This is a genomic window from Nonomuraea sp. NPDC049750 (genome assembly GCF_040659625.1).
Taxonomy (GTDB): domain Bacteria; phylum Actinomycetota; class Actinomycetes; order Streptosporangiales; family Streptosporangiaceae; genus Nonomuraea.
In genome coordinates, this window is sequence record NZ_JBFANB010000002.1 from 103,537 (window position 1) to 119,631 (window position 16,095).

At 70.4% G+C, this 16,095-nt stretch carries 16 protein-coding genes; 7 read left to right on the forward strand and 9 right to left on the reverse strand.

The genetic code is table 11. The annotated features are described in order from the left end of the window. Positions 1 to 98 precede the first annotated feature (98 nt). Together AB0J16_RS05670 and AB0J16_RS05675 are read right to left on the reverse strand one after the other, a co-directional pair. Positions 99 to 1,535 carry an ATP-binding protein gene (locus AB0J16_RS05670; protein ID WP_358535033.1) on the reverse strand — a complete coding sequence of 479 codons (1,437 nt, stop codon included), beginning with the start codon at positions 1,533 to 1,535 and terminating at the stop codon, positions 99 to 101. Next, positions 1,532 to 3,181 carry an FAD-dependent oxidoreductase gene (locus tag AB0J16_RS05675; RefSeq protein WP_358535035.1) on the reverse strand — a complete coding sequence of 550 codons (1,650 nt, stop codon included), beginning with the start codon at positions 3,179 to 3,181 and terminating at the stop codon, positions 1,532 to 1,534. Before AB0J16_RS05675 ends, AB0J16_RS05670 begins: the two co-directional genes overlap by 4 nt. Before the next feature lie 84 nt (positions 3,182 to 3,265). On the opposite strand from AB0J16_RS05675, the gene AB0J16_RS05680 reads away from it, so the two are divergent. Next, a complete protein-coding gene (locus AB0J16_RS05680) occupies positions 3,266 to 3,838 on the forward strand; it encodes a TetR/AcrR family transcriptional regulator (RefSeq protein WP_358535038.1) in 573 nt (190 codons plus the stop codon). Here AB0J16_RS05680 and AB0J16_RS05685 read toward each other — a convergent pair. From AB0J16_RS05685 to AB0J16_RS05695, 3 genes are read right to left on the reverse strand one after another with little or no spacing between them, the layout of a single operon-like run. Further along, positions 3,828 to 4,589, reverse strand: a complete 762-nt coding sequence (locus AB0J16_RS05685) for an SDR family oxidoreductase (protein ID WP_358535040.1) — start codon at positions 4,587 to 4,589, stop codon at positions 3,828 to 3,830. The genes AB0J16_RS05680 and AB0J16_RS05685 overlap by 11 nt on opposite strands. A gap of 18 nt (positions 4,590 to 4,607) precedes the next feature. Continuing rightward, entirely contained in the window at positions 4,608 to 5,453 is an 846-nt protein-coding gene (locus AB0J16_RS05690) for an RNA polymerase sigma-70 factor (protein ID WP_358535042.1), read from the reverse strand. 7 nt (positions 5,454 to 5,460) lie between these two features. Then, the gene (locus AB0J16_RS05695; RefSeq protein WP_358535045.1) at positions 5,461 to 6,324 is read right to left on the reverse strand and encodes an NAD(P)-dependent oxidoreductase; all 864 of its coding nucleotides are present in this window, start codon (positions 6,322 to 6,324) and stop codon (positions 5,461 to 5,463) included. Positions 6,325 to 6,429: 105 nt separating this feature from the next. Here AB0J16_RS05695 and AB0J16_RS05700 point away from each other — a divergent pair, with 105 nt between their 5' ends. Continuing rightward, positions 6,430 to 7,107 carry a ThuA domain-containing protein gene (locus AB0J16_RS05700; protein WP_358535048.1) on the forward strand — a complete coding sequence of 226 codons (678 nt, stop codon included), beginning with the start codon at positions 6,430 to 6,432 and terminating at the stop codon, positions 7,105 to 7,107. Positions 7,108 to 7,114: 7 nt separating this feature from the next. On the opposite strand, the gene AB0J16_RS05705 is transcribed toward AB0J16_RS05700, so the two are convergent. From AB0J16_RS05705 to AB0J16_RS05715, 3 genes are read right to left on the reverse strand one after another with little or no spacing between them, the layout of a single operon-like run. Beyond that, positions 7,115 to 7,978, reverse strand: coding sequence for an alpha/beta hydrolase (locus tag AB0J16_RS05705; RefSeq protein WP_358535050.1), 864 nt, complete (start codon positions 7,976 to 7,978; stop codon positions 7,115 to 7,117). 10 nt (positions 7,979 to 7,988) lie between these two features. Further along, positions 7,989 to 8,741: a MerR family transcriptional regulator gene (locus AB0J16_RS05710; protein WP_358535052.1), complete on the reverse strand. Its 753-nt coding sequence runs from the start codon at positions 8,739 to 8,741 to the stop codon at positions 7,989 to 7,991. 15 nt (positions 8,742 to 8,756) lie between these two features. Beyond that, entirely contained in the window at positions 8,757 to 9,605 is an 849-nt protein-coding gene (locus AB0J16_RS05715; RefSeq protein WP_357946632.1) for a LysR family transcriptional regulator, read from the reverse strand. A gap of 343 nt (positions 9,606 to 9,948) precedes the next feature. On the opposite strand from AB0J16_RS05715, the gene AB0J16_RS05720 reads away from it, so the two are divergent. Further along, entirely contained in the window at positions 9,949 to 11,019 is a 1,071-nt protein-coding gene (locus AB0J16_RS05720; protein ID WP_358535056.1) for an acetyl-CoA acetyltransferase, read from the forward strand. Positions 11,020 to 11,113: 94 nt separating this feature from the next. Here AB0J16_RS05720 and AB0J16_RS05725 read toward each other — a convergent pair whose 3' ends face one another. Beyond that, positions 11,114 to 12,058, reverse strand: a complete 945-nt coding sequence (locus AB0J16_RS05725) for a BadF/BadG/BcrA/BcrD ATPase family protein (RefSeq protein ID WP_358535059.1) — start codon at positions 12,056 to 12,058, stop codon at positions 11,114 to 11,116. A 79-nt stretch (positions 12,059 to 12,137) separates the two neighbouring features. Between AB0J16_RS05725 and AB0J16_RS05730 the strand changes: the two genes are divergently transcribed. From AB0J16_RS05730 to AB0J16_RS05745, 4 genes are read left to right on the forward strand one after another with little or no spacing between them, the layout of a single operon-like run. Further along, positions 12,138 to 13,007, forward strand: a complete 870-nt coding sequence (locus AB0J16_RS05730; RefSeq protein ID WP_357946641.1) for a MurR/RpiR family transcriptional regulator — start codon at positions 12,138 to 12,140, stop codon at positions 13,005 to 13,007. Next, positions 13,008 to 13,742 carry an SIS domain-containing protein gene (locus AB0J16_RS05735; RefSeq protein ID WP_358535061.1) on the forward strand — a complete coding sequence of 245 codons (735 nt, stop codon included), beginning with the start codon at positions 13,008 to 13,010 and terminating at the stop codon, positions 13,740 to 13,742. An 18-nt stretch (positions 13,743 to 13,760) separates the two neighbouring features. Next, entirely contained in the window at positions 13,761 to 15,173 is a 1,413-nt protein-coding gene (ngcE, locus tag AB0J16_RS05740) for an N-acetylglucosamine/diacetylchitobiose ABC transporter substrate-binding protein (protein WP_358535065.1), read from the forward strand. Next, the gene (locus AB0J16_RS05745; protein ID WP_358535067.1) at positions 15,173 to 16,087 is read left to right on the forward strand and encodes a sugar ABC transporter permease; all 915 of its coding nucleotides are present in this window, start codon (positions 15,173 to 15,175) and stop codon (positions 16,085 to 16,087) included. The genes ngcE and AB0J16_RS05745 overlap by 1 nt, the downstream gene beginning before the upstream one ends. The last annotated feature ends 8 nt before the right edge of the window (positions 16,088 to 16,095 follow it).

Consider the following 16,095-nt stretch of genomic DNA (forward strand, 5'->3'; position numbering starts at 1 on the left):
TGAATCCCTTTTCCAGGACACATGACCCTGACACGAGACGCGAATGTGACAGTTCCCACGCCTTTGGTGCCAAGCCTGTGGCACCTTGTGCGGTTTCCTTACGCGGCCGGAGACGCGGCGGCCGAGGCCTCGCGCAGCGGCAGCCGTACCTCGAACCATGTGTCGCCGGGCGTAGACCGTGCCTTGAGCTCGCCGCCGTGCCGACCGGCCACGATCCGGTAGGAGATGTCCAGCCCGAGACCGGTGCCCTGGCCGACGCTCTTCGTGGTGAAGAACGGCTCGAAGATCCGGTCCTTGATCGCGTCCGGTACGCCGGGGCCGGTGTCGCCGATCTCGATGATCGCCTCGTCCTCGTCGTGCGCGGTACGGATGGTCAGCGTGCCCTCCTCGCCCATGGCGTCGAGCGCGTTGTGGATGAGGTTCGTCCACACCTGGTTGAGCTCGCCGGCGTAGGCCGGGATCGCCGGCAGTGTCCGGTCGTAGTCGGTGACCACGCTGATGCCGGGCGGGATCTTGCCGCGGAAGATGGCGATCGTACTGTCGAGCAGGTCGTGCACGTCGCAGACCTGGAACGGCGCGCGGTCCATCTGGGAGTACTGCTTGGCCGAGGCGAGCAGCGAGGTGATCCGCTCGGTCGCCTCGGTCACCTCACCGAGCATCTGCGAGATCTCGACCGCCTCGGCCAGCCAGTGCACCGCGGCGCCCGCGTGCTCCTGGCCCACCTTCTTGTGCACCTTCTCCAGGTGCGCGCGGCTGAATCCGGCGTTGACCAGCGCCGGGGCCAGCTCCCACGCGTCCTCCACGCCGAGCTCCTCCAGCGCCTCGCCCAGGTCGTCCTCCGCGTCGGAGATCTCCATCGGCGAGCGCGGCGGCAGGTTGCCGACGGCGGCGGTGCACTGCTCCTGCATGTCGATCAGGGCCCGCAGCCGCTCCGGCGGTATGCCGTCCTCGGCGAGCTGGGCCAGCTGCACGCGGGAGGTCCTGATGAGCGTGCGCAGCTCGCTCACCGCCCGTACGGCCGCCGCCGCCGGGTTGTTCAGCTCGTGGGTGAGCCCGGCGGTGATCGTGCCGAGCGCGGTCAGCCGCTGGCGCCGGTCGATGACCTCCCGCTGCATGCGACCGCCCGACATCATGCCGTCGAGCAGGTGCATCGCCATCGGGAACCACTCGGCCACGATGTGCGCGAACTTCCTGGCCGGCAGCAGGAACATCCGGGAGGGCGCCGTGGCCCGCAGGCTGTGCTGGTAGCGCTCCGGGGCCCGGGCGCCGAGATAGGCGCTGGTGGCCCCGCCGTAGACACCCGGCTGGGAGCTGCGTGGCATGGCGACGGTCCCGGCCGTGACGGTCTCCTGGATCATCTGGATCTCGCCCTCGACGAGCACGGCGAAGCACTCCGCCGGGTCGCCCTGCTGGATGATGATCTCGTCCTGGGCGTAGTTGCGCATCTGCCCGCTGAGGGCCAGCTTGGTGAGCTGGTGGTCCGTCAGGCGCTCGAACAGGAAGAGCTTGCGGAGTTCGTCGATGTCGATCGTCATTGCTTCTCCAGGTAACGATGCACGAGCGCGACTGCCATCGCGCCTTCACCGACGGCGGAGGCCACCCGCTTGATCGACTCGGCCCGCACGTCACCCGCCGCGAGCACTCCCGGCACGTTGGTCTCCAGGAAGTAAGGCTCGCGCCTGAGCGTCCAGTTGCGTGGCCGCTTGCCGCCCTGCACCAGGTCCGGCCCGGTCAGCACGAACCCCTTGTCGTCGCGTTCGACCGTGTCGCCCAGCCAGGAGGTGAAGGGCTCGGCGCCGATGAACGCGAACAGCCACTGCGTCTCGGCCACCCACTCCTCGCCCTTCGTCGAGAGCGTGAGGCGCTCCAGGTGCCCGTCACCGGCGGCGCTGGTGATCTGCGTCTGGAAGTGCACCTCGATGTTCGGGAGCGCGTTGATCTGCTCGATGAGGTAGTGCGACATGGACTTCTCCAAACCGTCACCTCTCACCAACAAATGAACCTTGCTCGCAAATCCCGCCAGGTAGACCGCCGCCTGACCGGCCGAGTTGGCCGCGCCGACGATGTAGACCTCGCTGTCCTTGCAGGAGGGCGCCTCGGTCAGCGCCGCGCCGTAGAAGACGCCCCGGCCGACGAAGTCGTCCAGGCCGGGTGCCTCCAGGCGGCGATAGGTGACGCCGGTCGCCAGGATCACCGCGTGCGCGGCGATCTCGCCGCCCTCCTTGAACCCGACCACCCTGGCCTGGCCGCGCGGCTCCAGATGGCTGACCTTCTGCGCGCTCAGCAGCTCGGCCCCGAACTTCAGCGCCTGCCTGCGCGCCCGGTCGGTCAGCTGCTGGCCGGAGACGCCGTCGGGGAAGCCCAGGTAGTTCTCGATCCTGGAGCTCTGACCCGCCTGTCCGCCGGAGGCGTGCGCCTCGATGAGCACGGTGTTGAGCCCCTCGGAGGCGCCGTAGACCGCCGCGCCCAGCCCGGCCGGGCCGCCGCCGATCACGATCAGGTCGTAGAAGTCGGTCGCCGGCGTGGTCGACAGGCCCACGGCCGAGGCGAGCGACGCCTGGTCGGGCGACTGCATCGACACGCCGTCGGCGGTGACCACCAGCGGCAGCCGGCAGTCCGCGCCGACCGCCGCGACGAGCTCCGCGCCCTCCGGGTCCTCGGCCAGCAGCCACTGGTACGGCACGTGGCTGCGGGCCAGGAACTCCCGCACCTTGTACGACGGCGCCGACCACCGGTCGCCCACCACGCGCAGCTCGGCCACCTCGATGCGCTCGGTACGGTGCCAGGCGTCCAGCTGGCCGTCGATCACCGGATAGAACTTCTCCTCCGGCGGATCCCACGGCTTGAGCAGATAGTGGTCGAGGTCGACCACGTTGATCGCCTGGATCGCGGCGTCGGTGTCCGCGTAGGCGGTCAGCAGCACCCGGCGGGCATATGGATACATGTCCATCGCCGCCTCAAGGAACTGCACCCCGTTCATCTGCGGCATCCGGTAGTCCGCCAAGATCGCGGCCACGTCGTCGCCGCGCAGCCGCATCTCCTTCACCGCCTCCATGCCCTGGTCGGCGGCCTCCGCCCGGACGATCCTGTACTGCTGGCCGTAGCGGCGCCTCAGGTCGCGAGCGACCGCCCGCGATACGCCTGGGTCGTCGTCCACCGTCACGATGACCGGCTTGTCCATGGCCCTACCTTCCCCACTTATGTCCCTTAAGGAAGGATGTCATGTTCTGCCAAGTCAGTGAGCGCTCACTACTAAGATGCGCCCATGAACACGCGCGATCGCATCATCGATGCCGCTGAGCAGGCCATTCACGAATTCGGCATGGCTGGGGCGACCACGAAACGCATCGCGTCGCAGGCGGGCTGCTCCGAGGCGCTGCTCTACAAGCACTTTCCGGGCAAGGAGGCGCTGATCCTGGCGGTTCTGCTCGAACGGCTGCCCGCGCTCGCCCCGGCGCTGGCCACGCTGCGCGAGCGCGTCGGGCAGGGCGACCTGGCGACCCACCTCACCGAGTTCGCGCTGGCGGCCCTCGACTTCTACGGCCGGGCAGCCGCTATTAGCTCAGGGATGATGTCCGATCCGTCGCTGCTGGCCGGGTTCAGGCGCATGCTCGCCACGACGGGCACCGGCCCGCACATGCCGATCGAGGTCCTCGCCGAGATCCTGCGGGCCGAGCAGGAGCTCGGCAGGCTGGACGGCGCGATCGACGCCCGGGCCGCCGCCTCGCTGCTGATGGGCGCCTGCTTCCACCGCGCCCACCTGGCCTTCTTCGCCGACCCGCGGCAGCCGGCCGACGCGTGGGCCACCGCGATCGTCGCGACCCTGATCAGGCGATGACGCGGCTCTCCCCGCCGTCGACCAGCATCGAGACCCCGTTCACGAACGAGGCTCGCTCGCTGGCCAGGAACGCCACCACGTCCCCCACCTCCTCGGGACGCCCGACGCGCCCCACCGGCACGCCGCCGCCCCGCGCGGCCAGGCCCTCGTCGCCGCCCGCCAGCTCACGCAGCCGCTCGGTGTCGATCGGGCCGGGCAGCACGTTGTTGACCAGCACCCCGTCGCCGCCGACCTCGCGGGCCAGCGTGCGTACGATCCCGGCCACGGCGGAGCGGGTCGCGTTCGACAGGGCCAGGCCGTCGATCGCCTGGCGCACCGACCCGCTGGTGATCGTGATGATGCGGCCCCAGCCGCGGGCGCGCATCTCCGGCAGCACGGCGTACATCAGGCGTACCGTGCCGAGCAGGTTGCGCTGCACCGCGACGTCCCAGTCGCCCAGGCCGGCGTCGACGAACCGGCCCGGGGGCGGTCCGCCCGCGTTGGCCACCAGGATGTCCACGGGGCCGAGCACGTCACGCGTCTCGGCGACCACCCGCACCGCGGCGTCGTGGTCCTCCACGTCCGCGAGCACGGCGTGCACCACGCCGCCGAACTCCTGCAGCTCGACCACCGCGTCGGCCAGTCGTTCCGGATTGCGCGCGCTGACGCAGACGGCACAGCCCTCTCGCGCCAGGCTCTTGGCCGCCGCGAGACCGATGCCCGCGCTGCCTCCGGTGACCAACGCGACCTTGCCCTTGATGCCCAGATCCATGAAGGTGACTATAGGTCGTCAACCGGTCCGTACCCGTGAGAGCTTGTCCGGGTTGAGCAGACCGTACAGGCTGTGGATGCGGCCGTCGCGGATCTCGATCGCGACGAGCTGCTCGTTGCCCGCGACGCTGGTCAGGACGGCGGGATGGCCGTTGACCTCGACCAGCTCGGTGCGGCCGAAGTCGTAGCGCGACACCAGCCCGCCGACGAACGCCGCCACCTTCTCGCGGCCCAGGATCGGGCGGAGCGCGGCGCGGACCTTGCCGCCGCCGTCGTTCCAGGCCACGACGTCCTCGTGCAGCAGGTCCGTGAGCGCGCCCAGGTCGCCGCCCGACGCCGCCGCCACGAACTTCAGCAGCAGCTCGGCATGCTGCTCCGAGGTCGGCTGGAAGCGGTCACGGCCCTGCGCCAGGCGCGCCGAGGCCCGGTGGTGCAGCTGGCGGGCGTTGGCGAGCGAGCAGCCGACGATCTCGGCAATTTGGTCGTACGGCAGCTCGAACGCCTCCCGCAGCACGAACACGGCCCGCTCGGGCGGCGACAGGCGCTCCATGAGGTGCAGCGTGGCGTACGAGACGGTGTCGCGCAGCTCGGCCGTGTCGAGCGGCCCGGCCTCGGCCGTCGCGACCGGCTCGGGCAGCCAGGGGCCGACATAGCTCTCGCGCCTGACCCTGGCCGAGCGGAGCTGGTCGAGCGCCAGCCTGGACACCACGGTCACCAGGAACGCGCGGGGCTCCCTGATCTCGGCGTGATCCGTGGCCTGCCAGCGCAGCCACGCCTCCTGCACCACGTCTTCGGCGTCCCACATGCTGCCGAGCAGGCGATAGGCCAGCCCGAGCAGCATGGGGCGGTAGTCCTCGAAATCCACGACGGCATCATGCCGGGACGTCGAAGAAGGACGGGCGCCGGGGCCGCCAGTCGAGCGCGAGCCGGGCGCGGCTGTTGTCGGCGCCGCGCAGCCTGGTCATGTACGCGACGCCGAAGGGGCCGACGGCCAGCCGGGCCAGGAACGCGGGCACCCGCTTGGGGGCCGGAGCGCCCAGCGAGGCGGCGTAGGCGGGCAGCCAGTCGCCCATCCTGACCGGTTCGTCGTCCACCACGTTGAGCGCGCCGGTGACGTTCCGGTCGAGCGCGGCGATGATGGCGGTGGCCGCGTCGTGCGCGCCGGTGAACGACAGCACCGATCCGCCGTCGCCGACGATCGGCATCTTGCCCGCCCTGACCGCCTCGGTGGTGGACCCGTCCTCGTCGTACGCCGAGCCGGGGCCGGTGAGGTGGCCGAACCGGAGCACCAGCCCACCGGCGTCGGCGGTCTGCCGCTCCAGCTCACGCAGCGCCTGGATCACGGGCGCGAACGATTTGGGCGGATCCCGCCACAGCGGCGCGTCCTCGTCGGCCAACCCAGGGGCCGGGTCGTAGGCGTAGGCGAGGCCCTGGGCGATGAACCTGGCGTTCGGGGCCGCGTCGAGGAGGTTGCGGGTGCCTTCGACGCGCAGCCGGTTCGTCAGCTCGAACTGCTTGCCGATGCGCCTCGGGTCGATCGTCCTGGGGATGGCGGTCAGCAGGTGCACGACCGCGTCGGGGGCGGCCTGCCGGACGAACCGGCGGGTCGCGTCGCGGTCGAGCGCGTCGGCGTTCTTCGACCGGGACAGCTCGATCACCTCGTGGCCCACGGCTTCGAGCAGCGGGACGAGGCGGCGCCCGATGACGCCCGTGGCCCCGGCGACGAGAACTCTCATGATCACTCCAAAGGTCGGTGTATCTCGTCATCAGGACGGGACAGCCTCTGGCGATGTGACAGTCCGCGGGTAGAAATGCCGCGACAAGCATGATGAGGTTGGGACGTGGCGAGAAATCTGATTCTTTCGGGAGGCCTGTTCCATGACTTCGAGGCCACGTCGACGGCGCTCGCCGAAGTACTCGCCGGGGTGGGAATCGAATCCGACATCACCGAGGACATCGCGGGCGCGCTGAGCGAGCCGTCGGAGGTCCAGCTCATCACCGTCAACGCGCTGCGCTGGCAGATGGGCCTCGACCGCTTCGCCGACCTGCGTGACGAGTGGCGCTTCGAACTGCCCGCCGAGGCCCGCACCACGCTGCTCGACCACCTCGATCGGGGTGGCGGCCTGCTGTGCATGCACTCGGCGTCCATCTGTTTCGACGACTGGCAGGGGTGGCCGCGCGTGCTGGGCGGTTGCTGGGCCTGGCCCAAGTCCCACCACCCGCCGCTGGGCTGGACCGGGGTCCGCGTGCACGGCGGCCACGAGATCGTCGAGGGGCTGCGCGACTTCGACCTGGTGGACGAGGTCTACAGCGACCTCGACGTGCTGCCGGACGTGCAGCCGCTCGCATCGTCAGCCAGTGGGCAGCCCCTGGTGTGGGCGCGGCCGGTGCGGCGGGGGCGGGTCGTGTACGACGCGCTGGGGCACGACGTCAGGTCCTACGAGAACGAGATCCACCGCACACTGCTGCAACGGGCCGCTCTGTGGCTGCTGAAACGCCCGGTGGCCGTGACCGACTGAGAAGCGCTTACGCGCCGGCCACGAAGCAGCGGATGGCCTTGGCCAGTTCGTCCGGGACGTCCTCGGCCAGGTGGTGGCCGCTGTCCAGGGCGTGCCCGCGCACGTCGGACGCCCACTCGCGCCAGACCGCCAGCGGGTCGCCGTACAGATCCTCCATGTCATCCCTTGTCGCCCAGAGGAAGAGCATCGGGCACGCGACGCGCCGTCCGGCGGCCCGGTCCGCGTCGTCGGCCGCCCGGTCCACCCCCAGTCCTGCCCGGTAGTCCTCGCACATCGCGTGTACGACCTCGGGGTCGTGGATCGCCCGGCGGAAGTCCTCGTACGCCTCCGCGCCCATCTGCTCGGGCCCCGCGCGGTACCAGGCGTCGGGATCGGCGTTGATCACGCGTTCCGCCGGTTTGGCGGTCTGGCCGAGGAAGAACCAGTGCCACCACCTGGCGGCGAAGCCGGCGTCGCATCGGGCGAGGGCCGCACCGATGGGCACACTGTCGAGCACGACCAGATGCGTGACCGCGTCGGCATGGTCGAACGCCAGTCGGTGGGCCACGTACGCCCCGCGGTCGTGACCGACGACGGCGAATCGCTCGTGGCCGAGCGAGCGCATCAGCGCGACCATGTCCCCGGCCATCGCGCGCTTGGAGTACGGCTCGTGATCGGCGGTCGTCGGCGGTTTGGACGAGCGCCCGTACCCCCTGAGATCGGGGCAGACCACGGTGCGGTCGGGGGCGAGCAGCGGGGCCACCCGGTGCCAGGTGGCGTGGGTGCGCGGGTGGCCGTGCAGCAGCAGGACGGGCGGGCCGGAGCCGCCGTGGCGGACGAACAGCTCGGCCTGGCCCACGTCGATCCGGTCGGTCACGAAGTCATCGAACATTCGCCCGCGCCTACCCCGGCTGATCACTTCCATCCACGCGCCCGCTCAGGTCTTCTGGAACGCTCAGGTCTTCCGGAACGCTCAGGTCTTCTGGAACGCTCAGGTCTTCCGGAAGATCGTCGCGCCCGCTCGGGCTTTCCCGGACGCCGCCGACCCGGCGCGCCGACTCCGACTCGTGGGCCAGGCGGCGCAGGGCGTCGAAGGCCCTCCCGTACAGGACCGTGCCCAGCACCAGCGCCTCGACGGCGGCCTCGCGCGGCCCGTCGAACGGCACCGTGTCCATCTCCACCTCGGCCACGAGTCGCTGAGCCGTCTGGGCATAGACCGTCAGGTCGCTCGACAGGCCCAGCTGGCTCAACCTGACGACGGTATGGGTCAGCTCGTCCCGCGCGGGAGCGGTGGCGGCGACGTCCCAGCCCAGCTCCTCGATGAGCAGATCGACCTGGCCGCGCGCCGCGTCCCACTCCGCACCGGGCTCCGGCTCGATGGTGGGGCCCAGGGCATACTGGGCGGTGCCGAGCATGCGATGCACCGAGAGCGACTCGTCGTCCACCGCCTCGATGACCTGCTTGATGGCCGCGACGGGCAGCCGGCCCACTTCGAGCAGCGCCCTGATCAGGCGGAGTCTGCGCAGGTGGGAGTCGTCGTAGTCGGCTCTGGTGGCCGCCAGTTGCCGACCCTGGTGCAGCAGGCCCTCGCGGAGGTAGTACTTGATCGTCGCGATCGCCACACCGGACTCGACACTCAGCTCCGAAACGCGCATCGCTAGATAATAGCGCTATCCAGAGCGTGCGAGATGCCGGGCGGCGTGCACGAGATCGTCCACGTCGGCCTGCCGGTTCCAGAGGAACACCACCTCAAGGGGCGGAATCTCCTCGGCGACGGGGATGAAGGTGAGGCGTTCCGGCACCGGCAGGCCGCCGCGTACGCAGAGCGTGTAGCCGGCGCCCGACTCGACCATGGCGACGGCCGCGTCATGGGTGGGCGCCCCGGGGCCGAGCCGGGGATGCAGGCCGAGCCGGACGAACCCTTCGAGGAACCGGCGCGCACCCGCCACCGCGTCGGACTCCGGCATGACGAGCGGCTCCGTCGCCAGATCGGCGAGCCGCAGCCGCTCGACCGAGGCCAGCCGGTGATCGCGGGGGAGCAGGGCGAGCACCTGGGCCCGCTGGACGAGCATCCGGGCCACGCCCCTGGGCAGCGAGCCGGGGGCGTAGCCGAGCCCGGCCTGAAGGGTTCCGTCCATGAGGGAGATGATCTGCTCGGCCGTGCACATGGGCGCGACCCGCAGCCGCGACTCCTGAACCTGCGACAGGAGCCGGGCCACCACATCCCCCAGCCCGTCGGCGACCCCCAAGCGAACCGTCTGCCCCTTGCCCCGAGCGGCGGCCACGGCGCGTTCGAAGGCGTCGACCGCCACCGTGGCCTGGGCAAGGAACACCTCACCCGCCTCGGTGAGCCGCACCCCGCTGGACGAGCGGGTGAACAGCTCGACGCCGATCTCCTTCTCCAGCGCCCTGAGCTGCTCGGAAAGGGTGGGCTGGGCGATGTGGAGCACGGTGGACGCACGGCGCAGGCTGCCCGCACGGGCGATGGTGATCGCGTAGCGTACGTGGCGTAGATCCATCGCTCACCTCGAGGTGATGGGGATGGGCTATCGTCGCACCTCCGTATTACAGAACGGACTAGCTGCTGTGAAGGGGTTCAGTCACCGCGGGGTGACTGTTTCCGCGGCCAGTCGGTGAGCGCCCCTCGCGGTCGTCCGTGGGAGACATGCCGAGCAAGCGCTTGTGCGGAAACCGCCGCCGCGTTAGCGTGACGGGCGAGCACCACATGCGTCACCCGCCGGGGTGGATCGCGCCCCGCCCCGGCGAGTGACCCGACGCCCGTCAGCCGGGCAGCCGTCAGCGAGGCAGCCTTTAGCGAGGCAGCCTTCAGTGAGGCAGCCTTCAGTGAGGCAGGAGGTGGGCATGCAGCCCTTCGCCGGCCGGGCGGCCGTGGCCGGTGTCGGCATGACCGCGCTGACGCGCGAGTCCGGCCGCACCGAGCTGGACCTGGCGGTCGAGGCCTGCCGTACGGCGTGCGCCGACGCGGGCATCGCGCCCACGGAGGTGGACGCGGTCCTGAGCTACCACATGAACGACTCGGCCCCCGTCACCCAGGTCGCCCGCGCGCTGCGCATCGACCGGCTGGGCTGGCACAACGACATAGCCGGAGGCGGCACCCAGGCCGCCTCGATCCTGGGCGACGCAGCCATGCTCATACACGCCGGTTTAGCACGAAATATCCTGATCTATCGGGCGCTTAACGGGCGTTCCGGCAAGCGCATGAACACCGTCTCCACCGGCCCCCAGGAGCGGTTCACCTACGGCATGGCCGGCCCGATTCCGCTCTTCGCCCTGGCCGCGACCCGCTACCTGCACGACACCGGCCTCGGCCCGGAACACCTGCACGCCGTCGTCGCCCAGTCCAGGGACAACGCCAAGACCAACCCCCGCGCTCTGCGCCGGGAGCCGCTGTCGTTCGAGGAGTACCTGGCCAGACCGTACGTCTGCACTCCGCTCCGTACCGTCGACTGCTGCCAGGAGACCGACGGCGCGTGCGCGCTGCTGGTCAGCGGCGTGCTCGGTGGCCCGCGCATTCAGGCCGTGGTACGCGGCGGCGGCCCCGGCTGCTCCGCGATGGACCGCGCGCCGGACGTGAGCGCCGTCTTCTCCGAGTACGTGGCCCCCATGCTGTGGGAGGCGTCGGGCATGCGGCCGTCGGACGTGGAGGCGGCACTGCCGTACGACGCCTACTCCTGGCTGGTCCCGCGGCAACTGGCGGACTTCGGCCTGGTCCCTCGCGCGGACCTGGGCCCGTACCTGCTGGAGCGCCGCCACGCCTGGATCAACCCGCACGGCGGCCTGCTGTCGGAGGGCTATGTGCACGGCCTGAACAACGTGGCCCAGGCGGTCCGGGAAGTGCGCGGCGGCCGTGAAGTGGCGCTGGCGACGGGCTTCGGCGGCAGCTACGGAAGCGCGGCGCTCCTGGTGGGGTAGAAGGGTGCCCAGGCTATCAAGGACCGGCCGTCAGGTTAGAGGGGCGCCCAGGCCGCCAAGGGCCGGCCGTCGGGTTGGAGGGGTGCCCAGGCCGTCAAGGACCGGCCGTGAACGCCGCGTGCGAGGCCCGCCGGTCGGCCTCCGGCAGCAGGTCGCGCGCCGCCAGCCAGGCCGCCGCCCCCGCCGCGTCCCGCGCCGTGGCCACGCTCTCACCGGCCAGCAGCTCGCGTACGGCCTGCCGTACCGGACCCTCGCTCGTCAGCACGCTCCCGGCGAGCACCACCGGCCCCGACCGGTGCACCCGCCGCACCGTGGCGGCCAGGTGCTCGGCGGCCTGGTGGGCGATGCCGAGCGCGAGCGGGTCGCCCGCTTCGGCGGCCTGGCTGACCAGCGCCGACAGGGCGGCCAGGCGCATGTGGTCGGCCTGCGCCATCCGGACGATCCGATCGGCCACCTTGCGCGGCGTGGGGCCGCGCTCGGCCCCGAGGAAGTGCTCGACGACCAGTTCGACCAACGGGCCCGCCGAGGAGCCGCGATCCAGCTCGGCGACGACGGCCTTGGCGCCCGCGCGCCCGATCCAGAAGCCCGACCCCGCGTCGCCCAGCAGCCAGCCCAGCCCGTCGGCGATCACGTCAAGCTGGTAGCCGGTGATCCGGGCCGCCACCGCCCCCGTCCCCGACAGCAGCAGCGAGCCGTCCGATTCGGGCGACCCCGCGACGTACGCGATCACCGTGTCGCCCATGAGCCGCGGCCCCGAGGCGATGCCGTGCCCCGCCCACACCTTGGCCAGCGCGGGCTCCATCTCGTCGACGAACCCCGAGATCCCGGCAAGGGAGGCGACGACCGACGAGGCGTCCAGCCCGGCCAGGGCTCCGCCGAGCGCGGTCTCGATCGCCGTCACCGCGTTCGCCAGGCCGTGGGCGCTCGGATTGCCCGCGCCCGCCCTGGCGTACCCGACGCGCGTGCCGTCGAGCGAGTGCACGGCGACACGGGTGGAGGTGGCGCCAGCATCCACCCCAATGGTGAGCGAAATGGTCACGGTCCGATTGTGGGACTTGACTCCGCGGAGAAGCAAGAATAATTTTCGGCGGAAGACCGGGTATCCGGAAGGAATATTCGTGACTTCAGGGGCCCTCGGGCGTGTGGAAACAGAACTACCCGGTTTGCCGGAGGCGTTGCGCAGAGTCGGCGAGGTGATCCTCGGTGATCCGGCCGAGGCGGCCCGGTCGACCATCATCGCGCTGGCCGAGCGCGCGGGCAGCTCGCCCGCGACCGTGACCAGGTTCTGCCGGGCCTTCGGCTTCTCCGGTTACGCCGAGCTGCGCGTGGCGCTGGCCACCGAGACCGGCCGGGCCGCGCAGGCGGGCTGGGGCGCGGGCGTGGGGCACGAGATCGGGCCCGACGACCCGCTCGACTCGGCGATCGAGGTGATGGCCGCGGCCGACGCCCGGCTCATCCAGGACACCGCCGCCCAGCTCGACTCGGAGATCGTCGCCCAGGTGGCCGATGCCATCGTCGCCGCGCGGCGGGTCCTGCTCGTCGGCGTCTCCACCAGCGGGAACGTCGCCACCATGTTCGAGGGCCGGCTGCGCCGCATCGGCATCCCGGGCTGGAGCGCGGGCGACGCGCACGTCGCGCTGTCGGACGCCGCGCTGCTCGGCGCGGGCGACGTCGCGATCGGCATCAGCCACCGGGGCCGGACCCGCGAGGTCATGGAGGCCCTGGCCGAGGCCGGCAGTCACGAGGCCACCACGGTCGCGGTCACCTCCTTCGCCCGCTCGCCGCTCGCCGAGCTGGCCGACCTGGTGCTCACCACCGCCAGCAGGGAGACCACCTTCCGGCTCGGCGGGCTGGCGGCCGTCCACTCGCAGCTGTTCGTGCTCGACGCCGTCTACGTGGCGGTGGCCCAGCGCACTTACGAGCGCACCAACCAGGCGTTCGGGCTCACGATCAGCGCCGTGGAGAGCCATCGGGTGGAGAGAGGCTGAATGACGTTCGCAACGAAGGCCCTGGAGCTGGCACACCAGGTCGTGGAGACACAGGCGGAGCCGGTACGCCGCGCCGCCGCCCTGCTCGTCGCGTCGCTGCGGGCGGGCGGCGTGGTCAACGCGTTCGGATCCGGACATTCCGAAGCGATCGCGATGGAGATCGCCGGACGGGCCGGGGGACTGGTCCCCAGTAACCGGCTCACCCCGCGCGACCTCGTCCTGTACGGCGGTCAGCCGCCGAGCGTGCTCACCCCCGAGCTCGAACGCGATCCGCAGATCGCCCACCGGATCTACGAACTGGCGCCCGTCGCGCCGCAGGACGTGTTCGTGCTGATCTCCAGCTCGGGCATCAACGGAGCCGTGGTCGAGCTGGCCACGATCGTCAAGGACCGCGGCCATCCCCTGATCGCGCTGACCTCGGTCCAGCACAGCAGCCAGATGACCTCGCGCCACCCGTCGGGCCGCAAGCTGCTCGACCTGGCCGACGTCGTGCTGGACAACGGCGCGCCGTACGGGGACGCGATCCTCGAACTGCCGGGCGGCGGCGGTTACGGCGCGATCTCGACCGTCACCTCGGCGTTGCTCGCGCAGATGGTGGTGACCGAGGCGGTGGCCGAGCTCGTGGCGCTCGGCGAGACGCCGCCCATCTACCTGTCGGTCAACGTGGCCGGCGGCGACGAGCACAACAAGGCCCTGGAGAGCCGTTACGCAGGGCGGATCCGACGTGGAGCATGACTAGTCAGGAGTAGAAATATGCCGGACACCCCCCGTTTCACCAGGCGCGAGCTTCTCCGGAGTGCCGCGCTGGTCCCCGTGGCGGGCGCGCTCGCCGCGTGCGCGACCCCGGCCGCGAAGCCGTCAGCCTCGTCGTCGGCAGCCCCGGTCGCGACCAGCGCGGCCAACCCCTTCGGGGTCTCGGACAGCAAGCCGCTTGAGGTGTGGATCTTCGACGGCGGTTTCGGCCAGGACTACGCCAAGAACATCCACCAGCCGCTGTTCAAGGCGAAGTATCCGAAGGTGGAGATCAAGCACAACGCCACCAAGGAGATCACCAAGGTCCTCCAGCCGAGGTTCGCCGGCGGCAACCCGCCCGACGTGATCGACAACTCGGGCGCCAACGCCATGGACTTCGGCGCGCTCGCCCAGGACGGCCAGCTCCAGGACCTCACCCCGCTGCTCGACGCGCCGAGCTGGGACGACCCGGGCACCAAGGTCAGGGACACCATCGACCCGGCCGTCATCGACATCGGCACCATGGACGGCACGTTCAGCGTGCTCGGCTACGTCAACTACATCTTCGGCATCTGGTATTCGCAGAAGGCGTTCAAGGACAACGGCTGGGCGCCCCCCAAGACGTGGGACGAGTTCCTCAAGCTCAACGAAACGATCAAAAAGTCCGGCAAGATGGCCCCCTTCACCTACGCCGGAAAATTCCCGCAATACCTGTACGAAGTGCTGCTCACCATGGCCGCGAAGATCGGCGGCCCCGAGGTCCTCGTCAACATCGACAACCTCGAGGACGGCGCCTGGACCACGGAGGCCATGAAGACCTCCGCCACGGCCTGGGCCGAGATCGGCGCCAAGTACCTCCTGGAGGGCACCGCCGGCCTCGACCACGTGCAGACCCAGACCGCCCAGAACAAGTACAAGGTGGCCATGCTGCCCTCCGGCTCCTGGCTGGAGAACGAGCAGAAGACCACCACCCCGGCCGACTTCGAATACGGCATGTTCCCCGTCCCCGACTTCACCAGCTCCGACAAGATGCCCTACGGCACGCTGCACAGCCAGCCGAGCGAGAACTTCATCGTCCCCGCCAAGGGCGCCAACCCGCAGGGCGGCATGGAGTACCTGCGGGCCATGCTGTCGAAGAAGGCGGCCGGCGAGTTCAGCGAGATGGTCAAGACCGTCTCGACGGTCAAGGGCGCGGGTGAGGGCCGCCAGCTGTCCCCGGGCGCCGCGAGCGCGACCAAGGCCTACGCCGAGGCCGGCGCGAACATCGTCTACTACCGCTGGCAGACCTGGTACCTCCAGCTCAAGGACGAGGCCGTCGCCGCCACCGGTGAGCTCATGACCGGCGGCCTCACGCCGGAGAAGTATCTGGAGCGCATCCAGAAGAAGGCCGACGAGATCAAGAAGGACTCCTCGATCAAGAAGTACAAGCGCTGATGCTGTTCAACAGGTATCGCCGAGGGCTGTTCATCACCGCGTTCCTGGCAGCCCCGGTGACCCTTTACCTGGTCTATGTGATCTCTCCATACATCCAGGCGTTCTACATCTCGATGACGGACTGGCGCGGCGTCTCGGCCACGCCGGCCTTCATCGGGCTGGAGAACTTCCGCCGGCTTCTCGGAGACGGGACGTTCTGGAAAGCGGTCACGCACAACGCCGGGCTGCTCGTCCTGCTGCCCCTGGTCACGATCATCATCGCCCTGTTCTTCTCCTTCCTCCTCAACGTGGGCGGCGGCGGGCGGGCCGTGGGCGGGATCACCGGCTCCAAGTTCTACCGCGTGGTGTTCTTCTTCCCGCAGGTGCTGGCCGTCGCGGTGGTGGCGGTGCTGTTCCAGCAGGTGTTCCGGCCGGACGGCAGCGGGATGCTGAACGCGCCGCTGATGGCGCTGGGTGGCAAGCCGATCGGCTTCCTGTCGGACCCGGGCGTCGCGTTCTGGTCGGTGCTCGGCGTCATGGTCTGGCAGGCGGTCGGGTTCTACGTGGTGCTCTTCTCCGCCGGCCTGGCTTCCATCCCGAAGGACATGTTCGAGGCGGCGCAGATCGACGGCGCCGGGCGGCTGAGCCTGTTCTTCCGCATCACCCTGCCGCTGCTCTGGGACACCATCCAGGTGGCCTGGGTCTACCTCGGCATCATCGCCCTCGACGTGTTCGCGATCGTGTGGGTGATGACCGACCAGCACGGCGGGCCCGACTGGTCGACCACGGTCATGGCGGCCGAGGTCTACCGCAACGCCTTCCAATACTTCCGCTTCGGATACGCCTCGGCCCTGGGCGTCGTGATGTTCTTCTTCACCGTCGGGTTCGCGATCCTTTCGCTGCGTCTTACGCGGCGCGAACGAATCGAGTTTTAGCGAAATGA

What these genes read in the sequence shown, in the direction of transcription:
- AB0J16_RS05680 (WP_358535038.1), top strand. Translation starts at nt 3,266, where the DNA reads ATGAACACGCGCGATCGCATCATCGATGCCGCTGAGCAGGCCATTCAC.
- AB0J16_RS05745 (WP_358535067.1), top strand. Translation starts at nt 15,173, where the DNA reads ATGCTGTTCAACAGGTATCGCCGAGGGCTGTTCATCACCGCGTTCCTG.
- AB0J16_RS05715 (WP_357946632.1), bottom strand. Translation starts at nt 9,605, where the DNA reads ATGGATCTACGCCACGTACGCTACGCGATCACCATCGCCCGTGCGGGC.
- AB0J16_RS05735 (WP_358535061.1), top strand. Translation starts at nt 13,008, where the DNA reads ATGACGTTCGCAACGAAGGCCCTGGAGCTGGCACACCAGGTCGTGGAG.
- AB0J16_RS05705 (WP_358535050.1), bottom strand. Translation starts at nt 7,978, where the DNA reads ATGTTCGATGACTTCGTGACCGACCGGATCGACGTGGGCCAGGCCGAG.
- AB0J16_RS05695 (WP_358535045.1), bottom strand. Translation starts at nt 6,324, where the DNA reads ATGAGAGTTCTCGTCGCCGGGGCCACGGGCGTCATCGGGCGCCGCCTC.
- ngcE (WP_358535065.1), top strand. Translation starts at nt 13,761, where the DNA reads ATGCCGGACACCCCCCGTTTCACCAGGCGCGAGCTTCTCCGGAGTGCC.
- AB0J16_RS05670 (WP_358535033.1), bottom strand. Translation starts at nt 1,535, where the DNA reads ATGACGATCGACATCGACGAACTCCGCAAGCTCTTCCTGTTCGAGCGC.
- AB0J16_RS05675 (WP_358535035.1), bottom strand. Translation starts at nt 3,181, where the DNA reads ATGGACAAGCCGGTCATCGTGACGGTGGACGACGACCCAGGCGTATCG.
- AB0J16_RS05710 (WP_358535052.1), bottom strand. Translation starts at nt 8,741, where the DNA reads ATGCGCGTTTCGGAGCTGAGTGTCGAGTCCGGTGTGGCGATCGCGACG.
- AB0J16_RS05720 (WP_358535056.1), top strand. Translation starts at nt 9,949, where the DNA reads ATGCAGCCCTTCGCCGGCCGGGCGGCCGTGGCCGGTGTCGGCATGACC.
- AB0J16_RS05685 (WP_358535040.1), bottom strand. Translation starts at nt 4,589, where the DNA reads ATGGATCTGGGCATCAAGGGCAAGGTCGCGTTGGTCACCGGAGGCAGC.